Genomic DNA, 18,432 nt, shown 5'->3' with positions numbered 1-18,432 from the left:
TCGGATTGGGAATCGCTTTGAGGGTGTGCGTAAATTAGGTTGGTATGCCATCGAACCTCACTCTCTCTGACGTGCTCGATGTGGAGTATCCTGCTCCCCCTTCGTGGTCTTGCGACGGTGAGTTTCTCGCCGTCACGCTGTACGAAGACGACGGAAAAGCCCTGTTCGTCTCCGACCGCACCGGAGAACGGACGTGGCGGTTCTCACCTGAGAACGGCTTCGTCACCGAAATTTCGTGGTCGCCGACCGCCGCGGAACTGCTCGTCGCCACGGACGAGGGTGACCTCTTTCTGGCCGACCCGAACGGACAGACGACCAGCAGACTCATCGCCGGGCCGGACGACCGAGAGGCGTACACGTGGTCGAACGACGGGTCGCGGTTCGCGTTCTACCGCGATGGCCGCCCTGTCGTTCGTGACGTTGCGACCGGAAGCGAACGAACCTACGACGCGCCGGAGCGCGGCCCGTTCCTCGCCGAATCCAGAATGTTCGCGTGGTCTGACGGCGATACCCATCTCGCCTACCGATTCGTTGACGACGAAACGACGCAGGTCGGCGTGATAAATGTCGAAGCCGACGAACTGGTGTGGCGCACCCGCGACACGATGGCGAGTCAAAATCCGACGTGGTTAGCCGACGGGCGAGTCGTTTTCGACCAGCGAGGCGAAGGCGGCCGTGTCCGGCGAATCGTCGCAGTTGACCCGGAGGACGGCGAAGAAACCATTCTCGCGCGGGAAATCGACCGCGAACGCGGTGTCGTCTCGCAGGGTGCACCCGAAGTCTCGCCCGACGGAACCCGAATCGCGCTCGCTCTCCCGCTCGATGGCTGGGACCACATTCACGTCGTGGACACCGAAACGGGCGAACGAACACAACTCACGGAGGGAACCTTCGAGGACAAGGGTGTCGCCGACGGAACACCGCAGTGGATTGACGACGAAACGCTCGTATTCTCTTCGAACAGAAACGATTTCGGAGAACGCCACATTTTCTCCGTCACTCTTTCGGGCGAAACCGAACCCCTCGTCGAAGCCGCCGGTACGAACGTCTATCCAAGACCGTCGCCGTCGGGCGACGGTCTTGCATATCTGCACGCCGACGCCCAACGTTCGCCGGAAATCCGCGTCGATACCGTCGATGTCGGCGACGAAACTCACCGACTCACCCAGTCCGCAGTCGAATCGTGGCCGGTTCCGCTGGTCGAACCCGAGCGAATCGAGTTCGAAAGCGCGGGCCGATGCATCGACGGCTATCTGCTCGACCCGCGGAAATCAAATACAGTCGCGGACGACGCGACAGACCTCCCTGCCGTCGTCTGCGTGCACGGCGGCCCAATGCGGCAGATGCGCGACGGCTGGCATCCCTCGCGCTCGTACAGCCTCTTCTACACGTTCCACCAGTATCTCGCGGAAAAGGGCTACGTCGGCCTGTTCGTCAATTACCGCGGCGGAATCGGCTACGGACGGGAGTTCCGCCAAGCCATCGCGGGCGTCCGCGGCGCGGACGAAATAGAGGACGTGGCCCGGGCGGGTGAGTTTCTGAAAGGACTCGACTACGTCGATGCCGATTCGGTCGCCGTCTGGGGACTCTCCTATGGTGGCTACGCCACGCTTCAGGTGCTCGGCACGCACCCGGACGTGTTCGCGCTGGGAATCAACCTCGCCGGACTCGCCGACCTCGAACTGTACCGCGACTGGGCCGAGGAAACCAAATACCCGCGTGCCGCCTCCGCGGAAGTGCTCCGGATGGGCGGCGAACCGTGGGAGGTGCCCGACCGCTGGGCCGAAGCATCGCCCGCGACGCACATGGACAACTACGAAGTTCCGCTGTACAACTTCCACGGAACCGGCGACCGCTACGTCAACTTCGAACAGTTAGACCTCGTCGTCGAAAGCCTGACCGACCTCGGCAAGGAGTTCGACGCGGATTACTATCCCGACGAGAACCACGTCTTCTCGAAGCGAGCGACGTGGGAACGAACCCTGAAAAAGGTCGAGCGAGTGCTGGAGACGGAACTGTGAACGTCTTCATTTCCGCCGACATGGAGGGAATCACGGGCATCGCCGACCCGCGCGACGTGGTGAAAGGCGAAGCCGACTACGACGCTGGACGGGAACTGATGGTCGGCGACGTGAACGTCGCTGTAGCGGGCGCAGTCGCGGGCGGGGCGGAAAACGTTCTCGTCAACGATTCGCACTCTTCGATGACGAATCTTTCTCGGAGTGCGCTTCACGACGCCGCCCGCCTGATTCGCGGCGGCACGAAACCCCGGTCGATGATGCAGGGACTCACCGCAGACCACGACGTTGCCTTTTTCGTCGGCTATCACGGTAAAGCCGGAACGCCGGAGGCCGTCCTCAATCACACCTTCTATCCGCAGATACTCGTCTCGCTTCGCGTGAACGACGCCGAAGTCGGCGAACTCGGCTGGAACGCCGGATTCGCAGGCTCCCTCGGCGTTCCCGTCGGCCTCGTGACTGGCGACGATGCGACCGAAACCGAGGCCCGCGACGAACTGGAAGACGTGGAAACCGCGGTCGTCAAGGACGGAATCGACCGGTTTACCGCCGACTGTCTTCCAATCGAGGACGCCAACGAGCGGATTCGAACCGCCGCGGAGCGGGCGGTTCGACGCGCGAAGGATGACGATCTCGCTCAACCCGCTCCGGACGAATCCGTCGCTATCGAGGCCGACTGGGCCACGACGAATCAGGCCGCGCGTTCGGCAGGGCTTCCGTCGGTCGAACGAATCGGCGGGCGGACGACGCGCGTCGAAGCCGAGGAATACGTCGGAGCATTTGAGGCATCCGTTGCCATGCTCCGCGCTGGCGGTGCGGGACGAAACGAGTGGTACGGGTAACAGCGGTCGTCGTTCACGGGTGGCGGCGGCCCGATGCCGACGATTCGAATTTCCTGTTTACCGTTTCTGGTTCGGCAGACTGCCTTCTCTGCTTCGAAACGAGTTCGGTAGCCGTGATGATAAAGAAATACCAGTAGCAATGCTGAAATCACTGGCCAAACGACCACTCGAATACTACGCATCGCTCCTTGTTGGCCGCTTCCTCAAACAAAAACCTTCGTACCTTCAACCGGCCAGTTCCCGCACAAAATCGTCTATCGTCTCTCGTGCGTTCTCCTCGTCTTCGCCAGTTAACCCTCCCAATAGTACGGAGAACACCACATCATTTCTTCCATCGTTCCGACGAACGATTCCCGAGAGGGTTCTGCTCCCGGTGAGCGTGCCGGTTTTCGCTCGGAGTTCGCAGTCCGTTTCGAGTAGGCGATTTTCCAGTGTTCCCTCGCCGGGTTGTGGAAGCGAAGCGAAAAACGTGTTCGCCCACGGTTGTCTTTCCACCCATTCGAGAACGCGAACCAATCCCCGGGCGGAAACCAGATTGTACCGCGACAGGCCTGAACCGTCCCGGATTCTGGCCCCGCCTGCGTCATGGGCGTCGAGAAACTCGCTCACGACTGTCTCCCATGTTTCCCACGAACCGTCGCCGCGAACCTCGCGGGAGACGGTTCTGGCGAGTTGCTCCGCGAGGAAATTGTCCGACGGGACGTTCATCTCCCGAACGAGTTCGGAAACGGGCGGCGATTTCACGGTCGCAATCGGCTCTCCTGAATTCGGATTTCGGGAAATCAGCAGTCCACCAGTGTGCGTGACTCCCGTCGCTTCCAATGTATCTTGAAACGCGAGCAGACAGTGACGAATCGGGTCGGCGACCGGAACGGTTTCCGTCTGCGGTTCATCAGACGGTTGTCCCTCGATTCGAATTTCGTCCTCGTCTCGAAAGACGCGCAGTTCGTCAGCAGACGGGTCGAAATCCGTGACGATTTCTGTCGTGTTCGGTTTCGGTGAGATTTCGATGTCGGTGCCGGACACCGTCACCGAAACGGTGTTCCCAGAAAGCGCGAGTGCCGTGCTTTCTGCGCCGTAGCCGTACTGTCCATCTTCCCACATCCACCCCGGCCCGCGGAATGCTTCGGAGAAGCATCCTACGTCGGCGACGAGGTTTGTGACCGTGTCGATACTCTCGTTTCGGACGCTTTCCGAGAGCACCGACAACTGCGTCGGTGAGAGCGAGGGATTCCCTCGTCCTCGAAGGACGAGGGAATCGCCATCCCTGAAGACGCGCGTTTCGAATCGGTAGTCTGAACCGAGGTGGTGCAACGCGAGCGCGGCGGTGAGCAGTTTCGTATTCGATGCAGGCGGCAGTGGCACGTCTGGGTCGTGTGCAACGAGTTCGTCGCCGCCGAGTTCCCGCACCAACACGCTCGATGCGAAACTGTTGGATTTCACCACGAAAACGCCTCTCTGTCGTCGCTGTCGATGTGACAGGCCGACAGATGGCCGTCGTCGACGGATTCCAGTTCCGGAACGTGTGCTTCGCAGGGAGAAAGGTACTCCGCGAGCGCGGACTGCGCTTCGTCCCAGTTCCCGTCTGCCGCATGTGAAACGGCCCGTTCCACGGTTTCCTCGACTCGTGCCGGAAGGTTGCCCTCGAAGTAGTGCGCCCGAACCGATGCCGGGTCTGTGTCGGTCTGCAGACTTTCGTCGCGCATGTCACCCCTGAGTTCCATGTACTCGCGGTACTCATCCCGAGTGAATGGGTCGGGCACGATGAGCGACGGACAGCGCGTGTGGAACTTACACCCGGATGGCGGGTCGCTCGGACTCGGCACGTCGCCGACCAGTTTCGATTCGACGCCGCGGGTGTCCGGGTCTGGGTTCGGCACCGAATCCAACAGGGCGCGGGTGTAGGGGTGATGTGGCTCCGTAAACAGCCTGTCAACCGGGCCGGTTTCCACGAAATCGCCGAGATACATCACGGCAACGCGGTCTGCCACGTTCCGAATCACAGAGAGGTCGTGCGTGATGAACAGGTAGGTCAGGCCGTACTCCTCCTGCAAATCCTGCATCAACGAGAGGATTTGAGCCTGCACGCTCATGTCCAACCCACTTACGGGTTCGTCGGCGATGACGAGGTCAGGGTTAATCGACAGCGCCCGCGCGAGGTTGATTCGCTGGCGCTGGCCGCCCGAAAACTCGTGCGGATAGCGTCCGTAATGTTCTTCCTTCAATCCGACCTGTCCGAGCAGTTCGCGGACGCGCTCACGGCGCTTTGCTTCGTCCCATCCCGCCGCTTCCAGCGGGTCGGCGATGATGTTTCCGACCTTTCGACGCGGGTTCAGACTCGATTGGGGGTCTTGGAACACCATCTGGGCGTTCCGCCGAAATTCCCGTTTCGCGCCGCGGTCGAACGTCGTGGTTCGCGTTCCGCGAAATTCGACCGCCCCATCGGTCGGTTCGGTCAGACCGAGCAGGGTTCGTGCGAGCGTCGATTTGCCACAGCCGGATTCGCCGACGACGCCGAGTGTTTCGCCGGGATACAGGTCGAAGTTGACGCCATCGACCGCCCTGACGCTTTTGTCGTCCAGTTCGAGCGGAAATCCGCTATCGGAGTTCCACCGTATCGAACTGATGAAGCCGGAGTTGACCGGGAAATGTTTCTTCAGGTTCTCGACCCTGAGCAGTGGTTCGTCCGATTCTTGCGGTCGTTGCTGAAGGCGTTGACTCATCGTTGACCTCGCTCGTGAAGGGTCGGTTCCTCCATCTTTCCGTACTCGTCTTTGTAGAGAATACACGCCGAATCGTGATTCGGTCCCACGTCGATTCGCGGCGGTTCGATGCGGGCGCAGTCGTCAACCGCGACGGGACAGCGCGTACGGAATCGACAGCCCGATGGCGGGTCGATTGCGCTCGGCATCGTTCCCTCGATTGGATTCAGGGCGTCTGCGCGCTCGTCCGGACGAACGACGGAGCGCAGGAGCGACTGCGTGTAGGGGTGTTTCGGATTCCGGTACAGTTCCTCGTAGGGTGCGTGTTCGACCACCTTGCCGAGGTACATCACGGCTACCCTGTCACAGACTTCACGCACGACCCCGAGGTCGTGCGTGACGTAGACGACGCTGGTGTCGTACTTCTCCTGAATTTCGTCGAACAGGTCGAGAATTTGGGCTTGAATCGTCACGTCCAGCGCCGTCGTCGGTTCATCCGCGATGATGAGTTTCGGACTGCACGACAGCGCCATGGCGATGAGCGCGCGCTGGCGCATCCCGCCCGAAAACTCGTGCGGATACTGGTCGGCCCGCTGTTCGGGGTCTGGAATCCCCACGTCGTCCAACAGTTCGACCGCCCGCTCGTGCGCCTCTTTCTCGCTCCGGTCGGTGTGGTACTCCACGATTTCGGCGATTTGATGGCCCACGGTGAACACGGGATTCAGCGCCGACATCGGGTCTTGGAAGACAAACGAGATTTCGCTCCCGCGAACTTCCTGCCGGAGTTCGCGCTCCGTGCATTCGGTCAGGTCGCGCCCGTCGAACCGAACCGACCCATCGACCACCTTGCCGGGCGGGTTGATGAGGCCGAGAAGACTTTTGACCGTCACACTTTTTCCGGCCCCGCTCTCGCCGACCAAGCCGATGGTTTCGCCGCGGCCTACCTCGAAACTGACGCCATCGACGGCTTGCACGATGCCGCCTTCCGTGTAGAAGTACGTCCGGAGGTCTTCGACTTCGAGGAGGCTCATTGCATTCGCCCCCTCTCAGTCTCGCTTTCTCCTGTCTTCGTCTCCGATTCAGGATTTGCATCCGTCCCGCCGTCCGTCGCAGGTCGGTCGGCGACGGCATCGGGTTCTTCCCTTGGCGCGCTCTCGCTGGGGAGGAAATCGTCGTCCAGCTCGTCCCAGTTCGCCTTGCGGAGCGTGGTTCGCGGATCCATCGCGTCCCGGAGGCCGTCGCCGAGCATGTTGAACCCCATCACGGTGATGAAAATCATCAGGCCCGGAAAGAAGGCGACCCACGGCGCGATTATCATGGCTTCCTGCGCACCGCTCAACATGCGACCCCACGACGCTGTCGGCGGTTGCACTCCGAATCCGAGGAATGACAGTGCCGCCGCGCCGATGATGACGCTCCCCATCGAGAGGGTGGCCTGCACGACGACCGCGGCCAGTCCGTTTGGCACGATTTCGCGGAACAGGATCGTGCGTTTGGGTAGTCCGGCGGCGCGCGCCGCCTCGACGTACTCTTCCTCGCGGAGAGAGAGCACTTCCGACCGCATGACGCGGGCGTAGGCGGGAATGCCGATGACCCCGTAGGCGAGAAAGAGGTTGTAGACGCTCGGTCCCATAATCGCCATCATCGTCATGGCGAGGATGAGGCTCGGAATCGAGTACAGCACTTCAAGCAGGCGCATGATTGTGTCATCGATTCGACCGCCGAAGTAGGCTGCCGCCGCGCCACAGGCGATTCCACCGAGGAAGCTGATTCCGACGGAAATGATGCCAATGGCGAGCGCGATTCGGCTTCCGTAAATGATTCGAGAGAGCACGTCCCGGCCGAAATCGTCGGTTCCCATCGGATGGTCGAGGGAGGGAGCCGAATAGGATTCGTCTGTGTTCTGCGCGTGGGGGTTTTCGTGAATCGCGGTGATGAGGGCTTTGTCGAACACCACGAGGTCGATGGTCGAGAAGATGGCCAGCACGACGAGGATTCCGACGATAGCTGCGCCAGCGATTGCCGTCGGACTGTGTCGGAGTTCTCGGATGGTTCCTTTGAGTCTGCTCTCGGTGTCGATGCTACTCTCGGAGAGTGAATTGGTCGTACTCATGTCAGTCGTATCTGATTCGTGGGTCGATGTACGCGTAGGCGAGGTCTGTCAGCAGGACGCCGATGAGGAACAACAACGCGAACGACAGTGTCATTCCCATGATAACGCCGTAGTCCTGTTTCGTGATGCCATTGAAGAACAGTCGGCCCATGCCGGGAATGGCGAAGATTTTCTCCGCGATGACGCTACCGTCCAGCAGGAACGACAGCTGTAGCCCGATGATGGTCACCAGTGGCAACAGCGCATTTCTGAAGGCGTGCTTGAGCAGAATGCGCCGTTCCGGCAGGCCGTATGCTCGGGCCGTCTGGACGTACTCCTGCGATAGCTCTTCGATCATGCTGGAACGCGTCATGCGCATCAACGTCGCGGTCTGTGCAGTCGCGAGCGTGATGACGGGCATCACGAGGCGTTTCGCCGACTCCACCGGGTTCTGTGCGAAGGGTACGTACCCCGATGTCGGAAGCCAGCCCAGCTCGTAAGAGAACAGGAAGATGAGCATCAGCCCGAGCCAGAAGTTCGGCGTGGAGAGTCCCGCTAGTCCGAAAAATCGCGAGACGTGGTCGCCCAGCTCGTTGTGTCGCGAGGCGGCGTAGACGCCGAGCAACAGCGAAATCGGGAGTGCGATGACGTACGAAAGGCCCATCAGGGTGAGGGTTGGTCCGAGACGCTCCAGCATGAGGTCGGTGACGGGACGTTTTAGCAGGAAAGATTCGCCGAGGTTCCCGGTGAGAACCCGTCCGAGATAGTCGAGATACTGTTGCCAGAGCGGTTGGTCGAACCCGTACTGTCGGATGAGGTCGTCTGCGAGTTCTTGGCTCGGATTCAACCCGAGGTAGATGCGCACCGGGTTGCCCGGAAGCGCGTGCATCATAACGAACGTAAGGGTAAACACGCCCAACAACACCGGAATGATTTGTAGGAGTCGCCGGGCGGTGTATCGGTACATACTCATAATTTCGTGTACGGAAATGGTGGGTTGTTAGTTGTCGAGCGAGGCGTTCGACCACTTGTTACACAGCGGTTGTGCGGCGAATGCGGTCGGGTCGTAGCCGTTGACTTTCTTGCTCCATGCGGTGGCGGACTGTTCCGAGTACACCGGAATGTGGGGATACTCCGACTGGAACGTCTCCGCGAGTTCGATGTACAGCTTTCTGCGCTCCTCGCGGCTCCCAAGCTTACGCGCTTTTCGAATCTTTTCGTCCGCTTTTTTCAGCTTCTCGCTATCGGGGTATGCCTCGTACAGCATTCCCCCGGCGGCGTTGCCGACGTAATTGTCTTCCACGCCACCGTCGTCGTTACGCGGGTTGCGGAACAGATAGTAGTAGAATCCATCGGGGTCTTGGCCGCCGGACCAACCGTAGATAGTCACGTCGAACTCCCCCGTATCGAGTTGATCGAGCCATCGACCGGTGTCCACTTCCTGCACCTCTGCGTTGATACCGACTTGGTTCATCTCGTTCTGTAGCTTGATGACCATGTTTTTGAACTTTCCAGACGCGAGCGTGGACATCGTCACGTCGAACCCGTCACCGTATCCCGCCTCTTCGAGCAACTGCTTCGCCTTTTCGTGGTCTCTCGACGGGTAGTATTTTTGTTTCCACTCTTGCCATGGGAAATTCCACGCCTCGTTCACATCTTTCGGCATGAATCCATAGCTTCGCTTTGCGAGTTCCCCCTTCGTTACCTTCAGCATATCGTCGTAATCGACGAGATACTGCATCGCCTCCCGAACATTCCGATTATCGAACGGCTCCCGTTTCGAGTTGAAAATGAGTCCGTTGTAATCGAACTGTGAGATGCGCTTCATCTGGATGGAATCGATCTTTTTCGCTTCCCCGAGTAAGGTTTCGGAGACGGACGCCTGATGCACGCCACCGGTTTTGAGGTCAACGAATGCGGTCTGTGCCTGAGGAATAATGCGATACTTGATCTGTTTTAGCTTGGGCTTTTTCAGGAAGTAATCGTCGTACCGTTCGAGCGTGAGATGTGACCCGGACTGCCAGTCCTTGAGTTTGAACGGGCCGCTTCCGACTGGTTTCTGCGCAAACTTCTTTTGCCCCTTGTTTTCGGCGACCTTCTTCGGAACGATGGCTGCGTTCATCCCTGCCAGTTCCAGTTCGAACAGTGCATACGCGTATTTGAGATTGAACGTCACCTCGTAATCGCCGGTCTTCTCGACGTTGTCAATGAACCCGAGATTCTCCCGGTTCGTCGATTTGTTCTTCGGGTCGAGAACCCAGTTGAACGAGTACGCCACGTCCTCGGCAGTCATCTCGCTTCCATCGTGGAACGTGACTCCCTGCTTGAGAGGAACGGTGTACGTCGTCTCGTCCTGCTTTTTCGGTCGTTCCTTTGCGAGATGGGGAACGATATCGCTTCCGTCGGGTTTGACAGTCACGAGCGTATCGAACAGGTAGTGCATCATCGAATTCGCCCACGCGAGTTCGTTCATACGTGGGTCAAGTGTCGTCGCGCTCTCTGGAGACGTGTTGATGAACGTACCACCTTCCGAACCGTCGCTCGGTCCATCGCTCGTCGTTTGGCCGCCACATCCGGCGAGCATCGTGGCTCCGCCGAGTGCACTCATGGTCAAAAAGCGTCGTCGGTCGAGTGGAGAGTCATTTTCTTCTATCATGGTAGTCGGTAGTGCAGGCGCGTTGCCCGGTTCGTGATACCTAATAGCAAAGATGGATGTAGCAAATAAGACAGCCCTTTCATACTAGGGTTATCTGGTCAGAACAGTAATCTGTACGCTGTCCTGTAAATTTGATGTATTTTTACTGGTTGCAAGATACCCTGTCAGAGTGTGCGTTCCCGGTTGGGGTCGCCACTCGTCGCCGTCGATTCCAGAACGACGAATCTGTCCGTCCCACGTTCCCTCGAACTGACGGATACCCCGTCGCGGAAAGGCGACTTGCCGCGGTGTCTCCGGCGGTTCGAAGCGTCGTTCGTCGGCGTCCGGAACGCCATCCACGTCCCATCCCCAGAGCCGACTGGTCGGCAGGCGCACGGCGAGCGGAATCGGCGCACGATTTCGAATCCGGAGGACGAACTTCGCTGGTTCTCCGGCGACGATTTCCCGCGGCGCGCGCAGTTCGACCGAAAGGCACCGCAACGCAATCGGGTTCGGAACCAATCCGGCGACCCAACTGCCCCCGCTTTCGGTACCGCCCGCCGGGTCGGGTGACAACACGTCTGCCGGTTTCATGGTCTGGTCACCGAACCGACAACGCAAATGTCTTTCTCACGATGGAATTCGATTTTGCCGTCCATTCGAAATCTACCGTTCACAGGCCATCCGGAATCCGGTCGCGGCCGAGAACGTCTTCACACGTTTCGCGTTTTCGCAGGCAATCGTGCGCGCCGTCGCTTCGCACCAGCACGACTGGGGGTTTCGGTTCCGCGTTGGTGTGACTCGCACTGCCGAGCGAGTACGCGCCGATTCTGTCCACCGCGAGGAGGTCGCCGGGGCCGAGTTCCGGAAGCGCCACGTCCTCGCTAATCACGTCGCTCGTGTAACAGAGCGGACCAGCGACGTGATATTTTTGCGTCGGTTTGCGGTCTTTCAGGGCGTACACCGGGTACGGCCAGTAGGAGGAAACGGCGTTCGTCCCGCCGTCCAGCACCACAAAATCGGCGTATGGCGTCTCCTTTACGACGCCGACCGTGGCGAGGTAGGTTCCGGCGTTGCCGACGAGTCTGCGCCCCGGTTCCACGAATAGTGTCGGTTCCCGAAGACCGAGGTCGGCGCAGGTCGTGCGAACCGTCTCGGCCATGTGCTCCACGATGTCCTCGGTGGCCGGAACGTCCTCGTCGTAGGGAACCGGAAAGCCACCGCCGAGGTCGAGCATGTCGATTTCGACCCCCAACTCGTCACGGATTTGGCCCGCAAAGTCGAGCATTTCGCGGGCGGCGACCCCGTAGGGTTCGACGCCGCGAATCTGACTGCCGACGTGCAACTGCACGCCAGCGAGGGAGACGGCGTCGGATTCCACTGCCGTCTCCGCAACTGCCATCGCTCGCCCGCTTTCGATGTCGAGGCCGAACTTGCTTTCGCGGGTCGCGGTGGCCACCCCGGGATGCGTCGGCACCTCCATCGCCGGATTGCCGCGAATCAGCACGTCTGGCTTCGTTCCGGTCGCATTCGCCGCCACGATGATTTTCTCCAACTCCGCGGCGTTGTCCACGAGCAGGTGCGAGACACCCCACGAAAGCGCGCGTTCGATGTCCTCCGGCGCGCGGTTCATTCCCGTGAGAAGCACGTCTTCCGCGTCGAATCCTGCCTGCTGAGTCGCCGTCAGTTCACATCTCGCGTAGGCTTCTGCCTTGCATCCGGCATCTCGAAGCACCGAGAGAATCCCGAGGTTGTAGTTGGCTTTCACCGCGAAATGAATCTCGGAATCGGGGTAGTGGTCGTCCAACGTTCCCCGGAGCGTTTCGTAGTTCGCCCGCAGGTCGTCCTCGAAAAAGGCGTACAGCGGCGACCCGAACTGTGAAACGAGGTCGTCAGCGTGTCTGCGCAGTCGCTCTCTCCGGGTATCTCCGTCCATGCCACGAAATCCCGCAGAGGGCGAATAACGATTCACCCTCCCATGCTAGGGACAGAAATTTACCACGAGGGCGACACCCTCCGCATAATGTCACGCGCCGGGTCGCTCGCGCCGCTCACCGCCGCCGCGCTCTGGGGTGGTATGTACGTCGTGAGCAAGTGGGGATTCGCGGTGATTCCGCCGGTGACACTGGCGTTTTTGCGTGTCGCTCTCGGTGGACTGACGCTTTTCGTGGTGGTTCGACTGACGATGCCCAGTCGAAAATTTTCGCGGGATGATTGGAAACGATTCGGGATTCTCGGCGGCTGGGTTGCGCTCACTCTCGTGACCCAGTTCGTCGGCACCGACCTGACGACCGCGAGTCAAGGCTCATTGCTGACCGTTCTGACGCCCGTTTTTACGGTTCTGCTCGGTATCAGCGTTCTCGGCGAATCGTTTTCGAGACGAAAAGGCGCGGGAATGGCGTTGGCAGTCGTCGGAACCGTCGTCGTTCTCACCGGGCAGTACGACTTTTCGACTGTCGGGAGCGGCAACCTCCTCGGCGTCCTCGCGCTGTTCGCTGCGAGTTTCGGGTGGGCGGGCTACACTGTGTGGGGGAAACCGCTCGTCAGAACTTACTCCGCGCTCGAAACCGCGACCTACTCGACGCTCGCGTCGATTCCGATGGTTGGGATTTTCGTTCCGCTCGAACTCGCAACTGCCTCTCCCTCCTTCGACGTGACTGTCACCATCCCAATCGTCGCGGCGGTGCTGTACCTCGGCGTGTTCAGCACCGCACTGGCGTGGTTCCTCTGGTATCGCGGATTGGAAGAACTGGATGCAGGCGTCGTCGCCGTCTTCTTTTTCGCGCAACCAGTGGTGGGTGCGGTGCTCGGCGCGCTCCTCCTCTCGGAGTCGCTCGCCCCGTCATTTCTCGCGGGAGGGACGGTCATGGCGCTCGGCGTCTGGGTCGTGAACACCGCAGGAGAGTAGAACCTACTCCCGTAGCGGGTCTTCCGTTCCACGGACGCTGTCCACGATACCGTCGCCTTCCGGACGCTCGACCAACCAGAACAGTTTGTAGGCGTCCACGTCTCGAACGAACTCGATTTTCGGCGCGTCGTTGAGGGAATATCGCCGGAGCGTCCACTGGAGGACGGACTCCCGCGCTTTCGCCCGCGACTGTTCCGGGGAGAGTTCCGTCGGGAGGACCAGCACGTCCTCGATTTCCATCTCTTCCGCGTCCGGCACGCCATCCGCACGAACCACCAACCGTCGGGAACGGTCTACACTGGCGACGAATCGGTCGGTTCGCTCGCTCATGAACGGGCGTTCGATGGTCACTTTCGCCTCGTACACGCGGTAGGGGTAGGCAACCGCACCGACTCGTCCGGTTCCGGCCTCCTCGCGCGAAATCGACGGCGGAATAACCGCGAGTTCCGTGTGCTCACGCCGCTCTCCGACGAGTTTACTCGTCATTACTCACTCTTCCCGTCATTCCAGTAGCCGGATTCCCCGACGTGGGTGCGGATGTTGTCCGCTTCGGTGATTGCTTTCGGCGACACGTCCCGTCCGCCGTCGGTCACGTAACTCGGCGTCCCGCTTCCGGGTTCGCTCGTCACCGCGGACAGCGGCTTGTCGAATATGTCGAAGTGGTCTTCGACGCCGGATGGCGGTTTCGTCACGAGCGAAACCGAGACAAGCGTAATCACTGAGAGGATGAACGCCGGGAACAGGCCGTAAACGCCGACGAGATTGTAGAGGAACGGCGAGGATTCCGTCGGCATCATCCCCAACGCGTCGAGGAGGGTTCCGAGTTGCGTCCACAGTACCATCGTCGTCGTCCCGACGATCATACTGGCGACTGAACCCTTCGCCGTGACGCGCTTCCACCACAGCGCCGCGATGAGCGTCGGCCCGATTGCCGCGCCTAAACCACCCCACGCGTAATCGAGGACGAGGGTGTAAATCGGCGTGTCCTTGGCGAGATACGCGAAGGCGATGCTCGCAGCGCCGAGTCCGAGCGTGACGTAGCGCGAGTAGCGAACGAGTTGTTGCTCGGTCGCCTGCTTGTTCAGGAAGCCGTGGTACACGTCCTCCACGACGGCGCTCGTGGCGACGAGTAGTTGCGAGTCGGCGCTGGACATCATCGCCGCCAGCGCCGCCGCGAGGACGATTCCTGCGATTGCGCCGGGCAGGAGGTTGAGCGTCAACCTCGGCATGGCGTTGTCGGCGTTTGCGAGGTCACCCTGTCCGAAGATGACGATGGCGTACAGGCCGACGAGGGCCGCGCCGATGTACGCGACGAACATGAACAGTTGGGCGACCATCGCCGCGAGGCGGACGTTTTTCACTCGGTCGATACCCATGAACCGCACCATGATGTGCGGGTTGCCGGGGACACCCAGACCGATCGCGGCGTAGCTGATGATGCCGAAAATTGCCGCCCAGCCGGTTGCGCCTGCGGTGATGCTGGTCAGCGACGCGCCGCCATCGACGTTTGCGAGGTCACCAAACGGCAGTCCATAGGTCGTGAACGCGATGATGGGGAGGATGATGAACGCAGCGAGGATAATCGCTCCTTGGAAGTAGTCCGACCACGCGACGGCGAAGTAGCCGCCGAGCATGGTGTAGCCGACGACGATGACGCCACCGACGACGATGCCGACCCACGGTTCGACGCCAGTGAGAATCTGCAACAGCGTTCCGGCGGCGACGATTTGCGCACCGACGTAGCCGCCCTCGAACAGCATCAACACGATTGCCGAGACGCCTTTTACCATGCCAGAGCTGTCACCCAGGCGAGTGGCGAAGAAGGTCGGGAGCGTCACCGACTTCACGATTTCCGTGTATTTCCGGAGTCGTTTCGCCAGTCCTGCCCACGCGAGCAAGTCCGCCGGAATCATTCCGAGTCCGTTCAAAAACGCCATGATTCCCGTGTTGAAGGCGTCCGCGGGAACACCGAGCGTGAGCCAGCCGCTCATTTCTGACGCTCGCTCCGAGAATCCAGTGACGACCGGGCCGATTTGACGCCCGCCGATGACGTAGTCGCCGACGGAATCCATCATCTTCGACGCCCACAGCCCGATTCCAATGAGGACGAGCAGATACGCGCCGAAGGTTCCGAGCACCCAGATGCCCGCCTGTCCTGCGATTCCGTCAGGCATAGCTGTCCTCCTCGTACTCCTCACGCAGGCGCTTTTCGCGCCTGCCTTCGAGAACGTAGTACGCGATTAGCATTACGAAAAAAACCACGTATGGTACGACCAAACCCAACCAGTCGAGTGTGCTCATCCCTGCCATAATGATACAGACTAACAAACGAGAAATAAGCGTTTTGGCATTCACAACCGACCGTAACAAAACTATTTGTAGGAAGACCGGACAAAACTGCCGATATGCAGACGACAGTAGGGTGTCGGTGACGATGCGCCCGACGACACCGACGCTCGAATCCCGCGACGAACTGGGGGAGTACATCGAGCGCTACGCCGACCGAATCGACGGCGAACTCGGCGTCTTCCTCGGGTTTCCCTACGGCCCAGACGAGTTCGACACTGTCTGCGCCCGAAACGCCCGCCGGGCGTTTCGGAGCGCGAGCGTGGTGAAAATCCCCATCTTGTACGCGCTGTACGAACGATACGACGGCCGACTCGACTCTCTCGCGGAATCGTGCCCACTTTCCCCGGAAAACAGGGTCGGCGGAAGCGGTATTTTGCATCTCCTCGACGCCACGCCGACAATCGAGGATTTGGCTCGCGCGATGATTGCCACCAGCGACAACGCCGCGACGAACCAACTCATCGACCTCCTCTCCATGACGACGGTCAACGATTCCGCGGCGAAACTCGGAATGAAGCACACGCGACTGGCTCGGAAGATGATGACGACGCTCGAAGCGACGGATTTCGAGGAATCCGGAGTCCGTGTCCCGGAGAACGAACCCGCCAACGTCACGTCTCCCGTCGATTGCGCCCGATTTTTCGCCGACATCGCGTGCGAGGCGACCCTCTCCGCGAATGCATACGAACGAATGCGCGTTCCGCTTTCCGCCCAGAAAGACACCTCGATGGTTCCGCGGTATCTCCCGTACGAAACCGAAATCATGCACAAAACGGGGTGGCTTCCAACCGCCGCGCTCGACGCCGGTTTGTTGTCGGTTCCGGAGAAAGGACCCCCACCGCTCGTCTTCTCCGTCTTCGTTGATTCCGTTTCGAACGGTGCCGACGCCGCGGACGCAATCGCGGAAATCGGCGACGCAGTATTTTCGTGGCTCAAATGAGTCGCCGCGCGAGTTCGAACTTCTCGTCCAAGTCGGGGAGATAGTCGTCGTGGTCGCTGTCGAAACTGTTGACGACCACCGCGTCGTCGCTGCCGTAGGCATGGATGTACTCGTCGCCGCCGAGGCTGATGGCGACGTGGCCGGGGAAAAACAGGAGGTCGCCCGGCAGGAGTTCGTCGCGGGGAACCGTCTCACCCATGGCGCGCTGTTGGTCGGCATCCCGGGGAAGAACGATGCCGTTGACTCGGTACGAAATCCACGCCAATCCCGAACAGTCGATTCCGTCCGTCGTCATCCCGCCCCAGTCGTACTCCGTTCCGAAGAACTGCTGTGCGATTTCGACGACTGCCTCGCCGGTCGGTGTGTCGGGTGAGTGGCGAACTGCCCGGTCGGGTTCCAGCTCGGATTTGGACTCGAAATCGGAACGTGCGATGGTCGCACCCGTTCGGAAGACGATTTCCGACCCGTCGATTCGACACTCCGTTCCGGCGTATATCGGATGCTCCAGTTCCTCGGGAGCGATTTCGTGCGCGAGAACTGCGTCCGCGGTATCTGCCTGCGGCGAGGCGAGAACCTCCGCTTCGACCCACCCGAGATAGTCGTCCGGCGTTCGAATCCGCACCCAGTCGCCGTCGCGGTCGAACGCGGTCACGGATGCTCCGTAGAGTACCTGCGTGACCTGCTCCGACTCGGCACCCGGATTGCCCCGCACGGGCGTGACCGCAGCCTCGATTGTTCGCTCCGCTCGCTCGTCGGCGAGAACCGATAGCTCGCTCGTTGCCGATTTTTCGGTTGCCTGCTCGACTGCCGCTTTCGCGTGCGCTTCGAGTTCGGGTGTCGAGACGCTTCCTCGAAGCAGAAGTTCGCCGCCTTCGGATTCGGCTTCCGCATCGAACACTGCGACTCGCAAATCGGGGGCGTGTCTCGTCCGACAGCGTTGCAGTGCCAGTCGTGCGCGCTGGTGGTCGTCCATGCGCTTCCCTCCTCGGAGGGCGGTGAAAATCCTATCGCCTATTCGAGGTGGACGATTTCGGGGTCGAACGCCTCCCCCGTCCAGCGCCACGACCCGACGAAGGGGTACGCCCCGTTCAGCGAGACGATGACGTAGGAGTAGCCGTCCCACGTTGCATATTCTGCGTCGGTTTCGCTCGGATGGTCTGGCCCCGCCGGATGGGAGTGATAAAATCCGACGACATCCTGCTCGCGGTCTTCTATCTCTTCCATTATCGCCAACTGCTCTTCGGGATGGATTTCGTAGTTCGTCTCCGGCGTCTCCGCGACGTTTTCGGCCTGAAACGTGTCTTCGACTGTGGTGGGACTTCCCTGCGTTCCGGCGAGAATACCGCAGATTTCGTCAGGGCGACCCCGGCGTGCGCGACTCACGAGCGTGTCGTACACTTCGCGCGAGAGGACGAGCATACACCGTGATTCATCCTCAGAGTGCATAAGCGAGGAGGCCGGCCAACCGAAACCCACTTGGATGGGAAGGGGCAATCGACTGACGGGCGAGGGTTGCCAAGCCAGGCCAACGGCGGTGGGCTTAAGACCCGCTCGCGTAGGCGTCCATGGGTTCGAATCCCATCCCTCGCATGCACTAACGAACGAAGTGAGGAAGTGCGAGAAGGATGGAATTCGGATTAGACCGAGGTTCTGCGTGAAATGCAGGTTCTCGGGCGTAGTTCGAATCCCATCCCTCGCATTCTTCGTGATCTACTCAACTAGAGCTTCCACCACACCTTCTCAACGACAGTTGAATATAGTACAAAATTGAAACCAATATATTTTACATTCACAACTTTTTCTGAAGTCATTATATTTTTGAAACAAATATTTTCATGAATTTCCCAGTGACCGATAGCTTTAATCAGGTATTACGAGTCGAATTACATAATGAGTAAGAACAATCGCGTGAAACATCAAAATCAGTTTTTCGTATGTGATTCGAC

General features: G+C 60.1%; 18 protein-coding genes and 1 tRNA gene. 6 read left to right on the top strand and 13 right to left on the bottom strand.

All coding sequences use genetic code 11. The annotated features are described in order from the left end of the window. Positions 1-44 precede the first annotated feature (44 nt). Genes BW974_RS11105 through BW974_RS25630 form a run of 3 tightly spaced genes read left to right on the top strand, consistent with a single transcriptional unit; the run spans position 45 to position 2,997 of the window. Complete coding sequence (locus BW974_RS11105; RefSeq protein ID WP_076430363.1) at positions 45-2,021, top strand: S9 family peptidase; 1,977 nt, start codon at positions 45-47, stop codon at positions 2,019-2,021. Next, positions 2,018-2,860, top strand: a complete 843-nt coding sequence (locus BW974_RS11100; protein WP_076430928.1) for a M55 family metallopeptidase — start codon at positions 2,018-2,020, stop codon at positions 2,858-2,860. The genes BW974_RS11105 and BW974_RS11100 overlap by 4 nt, the downstream gene beginning before the upstream one ends. Beyond that, entirely contained in the window at positions 2,848-2,997 is a 150-nt protein-coding gene (locus BW974_RS25630; RefSeq protein ID WP_175609681.1) for a hypothetical protein, read from the top strand. The genes BW974_RS11100 and BW974_RS25630 overlap by 13 nt, the downstream gene beginning before the upstream one ends. An 88-nt stretch (positions 2,998-3,085) precedes the next feature. Here the strand turns inward: BW974_RS25630 and dacB are convergent, their stop codons facing one another. From dacB to lysA, 8 genes are all read right to left on the bottom strand, one after another. Beyond that, a complete protein-coding gene (gene dacB, locus BW974_RS11095; RefSeq protein WP_245800049.1) occupies positions 3,086-4,303 on the bottom strand; it encodes a D-alanyl-D-alanine carboxypeptidase/D-alanyl-D-alanine endopeptidase in 1,218 nt (405 codons plus the stop codon). After that, complete coding sequence (locus BW974_RS11090) at positions 4,300-5,583, bottom strand: ABC transporter ATP-binding protein (protein ID WP_076430361.1); 1,284 nt, start codon at positions 5,581-5,583, stop codon at positions 4,300-4,302. Before BW974_RS11090 ends, dacB begins: the two co-directional genes overlap by 4 nt. Further along, positions 5,580-6,593 carry an ABC transporter ATP-binding protein gene (locus tag BW974_RS11085; protein WP_076430360.1) on the bottom strand — a complete coding sequence of 338 codons (1,014 nt, stop codon included), beginning with the start codon at positions 6,591-6,593 and terminating at the stop codon, positions 5,580-5,582. Before BW974_RS11085 ends, BW974_RS11090 begins: the two co-directional genes overlap by 4 nt. Next, complete coding sequence (locus BW974_RS11080) at positions 6,590-7,675, bottom strand: ABC transporter permease (protein WP_076430359.1); 1,086 nt, start codon at positions 7,673-7,675, stop codon at positions 6,590-6,592. Before BW974_RS11080 ends, BW974_RS11085 begins: the two co-directional genes overlap by 4 nt. Position 7,676: 1 nt before the next feature. Continuing rightward, the gene (locus BW974_RS11075) at positions 7,677-8,627 is read right to left on the bottom strand and encodes an ABC transporter permease (RefSeq protein WP_076430358.1); all 951 of its coding nucleotides are present in this window, start codon (positions 8,625-8,627) and stop codon (positions 7,677-7,679) included. 27 nt (positions 8,628-8,654) lie between these two features. Then, complete coding sequence (locus BW974_RS11070; RefSeq protein WP_245800047.1) at positions 8,655-10,262, bottom strand: ABC transporter substrate-binding protein; 1,608 nt, start codon at positions 10,260-10,262, stop codon at positions 8,655-8,657. A gap of 138 nt (positions 10,263-10,400) precedes the next feature. Beyond that, the gene (locus tag BW974_RS11065; RefSeq protein ID WP_076430356.1) at positions 10,401-10,883 is read right to left on the bottom strand and encodes a DUF7974 family protein; all 483 of its coding nucleotides are present in this window, start codon (positions 10,881-10,883) and stop codon (positions 10,401-10,403) included. A 79-nt stretch (positions 10,884-10,962) separates the two neighbouring features. Then, positions 10,963-12,225, bottom strand: a complete 1,263-nt coding sequence (gene lysA / locus BW974_RS11060; RefSeq protein WP_076430355.1) for a diaminopimelate decarboxylase — start codon at positions 12,223-12,225, stop codon at positions 10,963-10,965. Positions 12,226-12,312: 87 nt separating this feature from the next. On the opposite strand from lysA, the gene BW974_RS11055 reads away from it, so the two are divergent. Continuing rightward, on the top strand, positions 12,313-13,197 hold the full coding sequence (locus BW974_RS11055; protein ID WP_076430354.1) for a DMT family transporter: 885 nt from the start codon (positions 12,313-12,315) through the stop codon (positions 13,195-13,197). 3 nt (positions 13,198-13,200) lie between these two features. Here the strand turns inward: BW974_RS11055 and BW974_RS11050 are convergent, their stop codons facing one another. From BW974_RS11050 to BW974_RS25625, 3 genes are read right to left on the bottom strand one after another with little or no spacing between them, the layout of a single operon-like run. Then, on the bottom strand, positions 13,201-13,683 hold the full coding sequence (locus tag BW974_RS11050; protein ID WP_076430353.1) for a hypothetical protein: 483 nt from the start codon (positions 13,681-13,683) through the stop codon (positions 13,201-13,203). Further along, a complete protein-coding gene (locus BW974_RS11045) occupies positions 13,683-15,371 on the bottom strand; it encodes a sodium/proline symporter (RefSeq protein ID WP_076430352.1) in 1,689 nt (562 codons plus the stop codon). Before BW974_RS11045 ends, BW974_RS11050 begins: the two co-directional genes overlap by 1 nt. Then, a complete protein-coding gene (locus tag BW974_RS25625) occupies positions 15,364-15,507 on the bottom strand; it encodes a hypothetical protein (RefSeq protein WP_175609680.1) in 144 nt (47 codons plus the stop codon). The genes BW974_RS11045 and BW974_RS25625 overlap by 8 nt, the downstream gene beginning before the upstream one ends. A gap of 124 nt (positions 15,508-15,631) precedes the next feature. Between BW974_RS25625 and BW974_RS11040 the strand changes: the two genes are divergently transcribed. Next, complete coding sequence (locus BW974_RS11040) at positions 15,632-16,486, top strand: serine hydrolase (protein WP_076430351.1); 855 nt, start codon at positions 15,632-15,634, stop codon at positions 16,484-16,486. Here the strand turns inward: BW974_RS11040 and BW974_RS11035 are convergent. Both BW974_RS11035 and BW974_RS11030 read right to left on the bottom strand, forming a co-directional pair. After that, entirely contained in the window at positions 16,479-17,459 is a 981-nt protein-coding gene (locus tag BW974_RS11035; RefSeq protein WP_076430350.1) for a C40 family peptidase, read from the bottom strand. The genes BW974_RS11040 and BW974_RS11035 overlap by 8 nt on opposite strands. Before the next feature lie 38 nt (positions 17,460-17,497). Beyond that, positions 17,498-17,905, bottom strand: coding sequence for a desampylase (locus tag BW974_RS11030; RefSeq protein ID WP_076430349.1), 408 nt, complete (start codon positions 17,903-17,905; stop codon positions 17,498-17,500). Positions 17,906-17,991: 86 nt separating this feature from the next. On the opposite strand from BW974_RS11030, the gene BW974_RS11025 reads away from it, so the two are divergent. Further along, a tRNA-Leu gene (locus tag BW974_RS11025) sits at positions 17,992-18,076 on the top strand. The last annotated feature ends 356 nt before the right edge of the window (positions 18,077-18,432 follow it).

Origin of the sequence: Haladaptatus litoreus, from assembly GCF_900156425.1 — an archaeon.
In the GTDB taxonomy this organism is placed as follows: Archaea; Halobacteriota; Halobacteria; order Halobacteriales; family Haladaptataceae; genus Haladaptatus; species Haladaptatus litoreus.
This window is presented reverse-complemented; position numbering and strand designations above follow the sequence as displayed.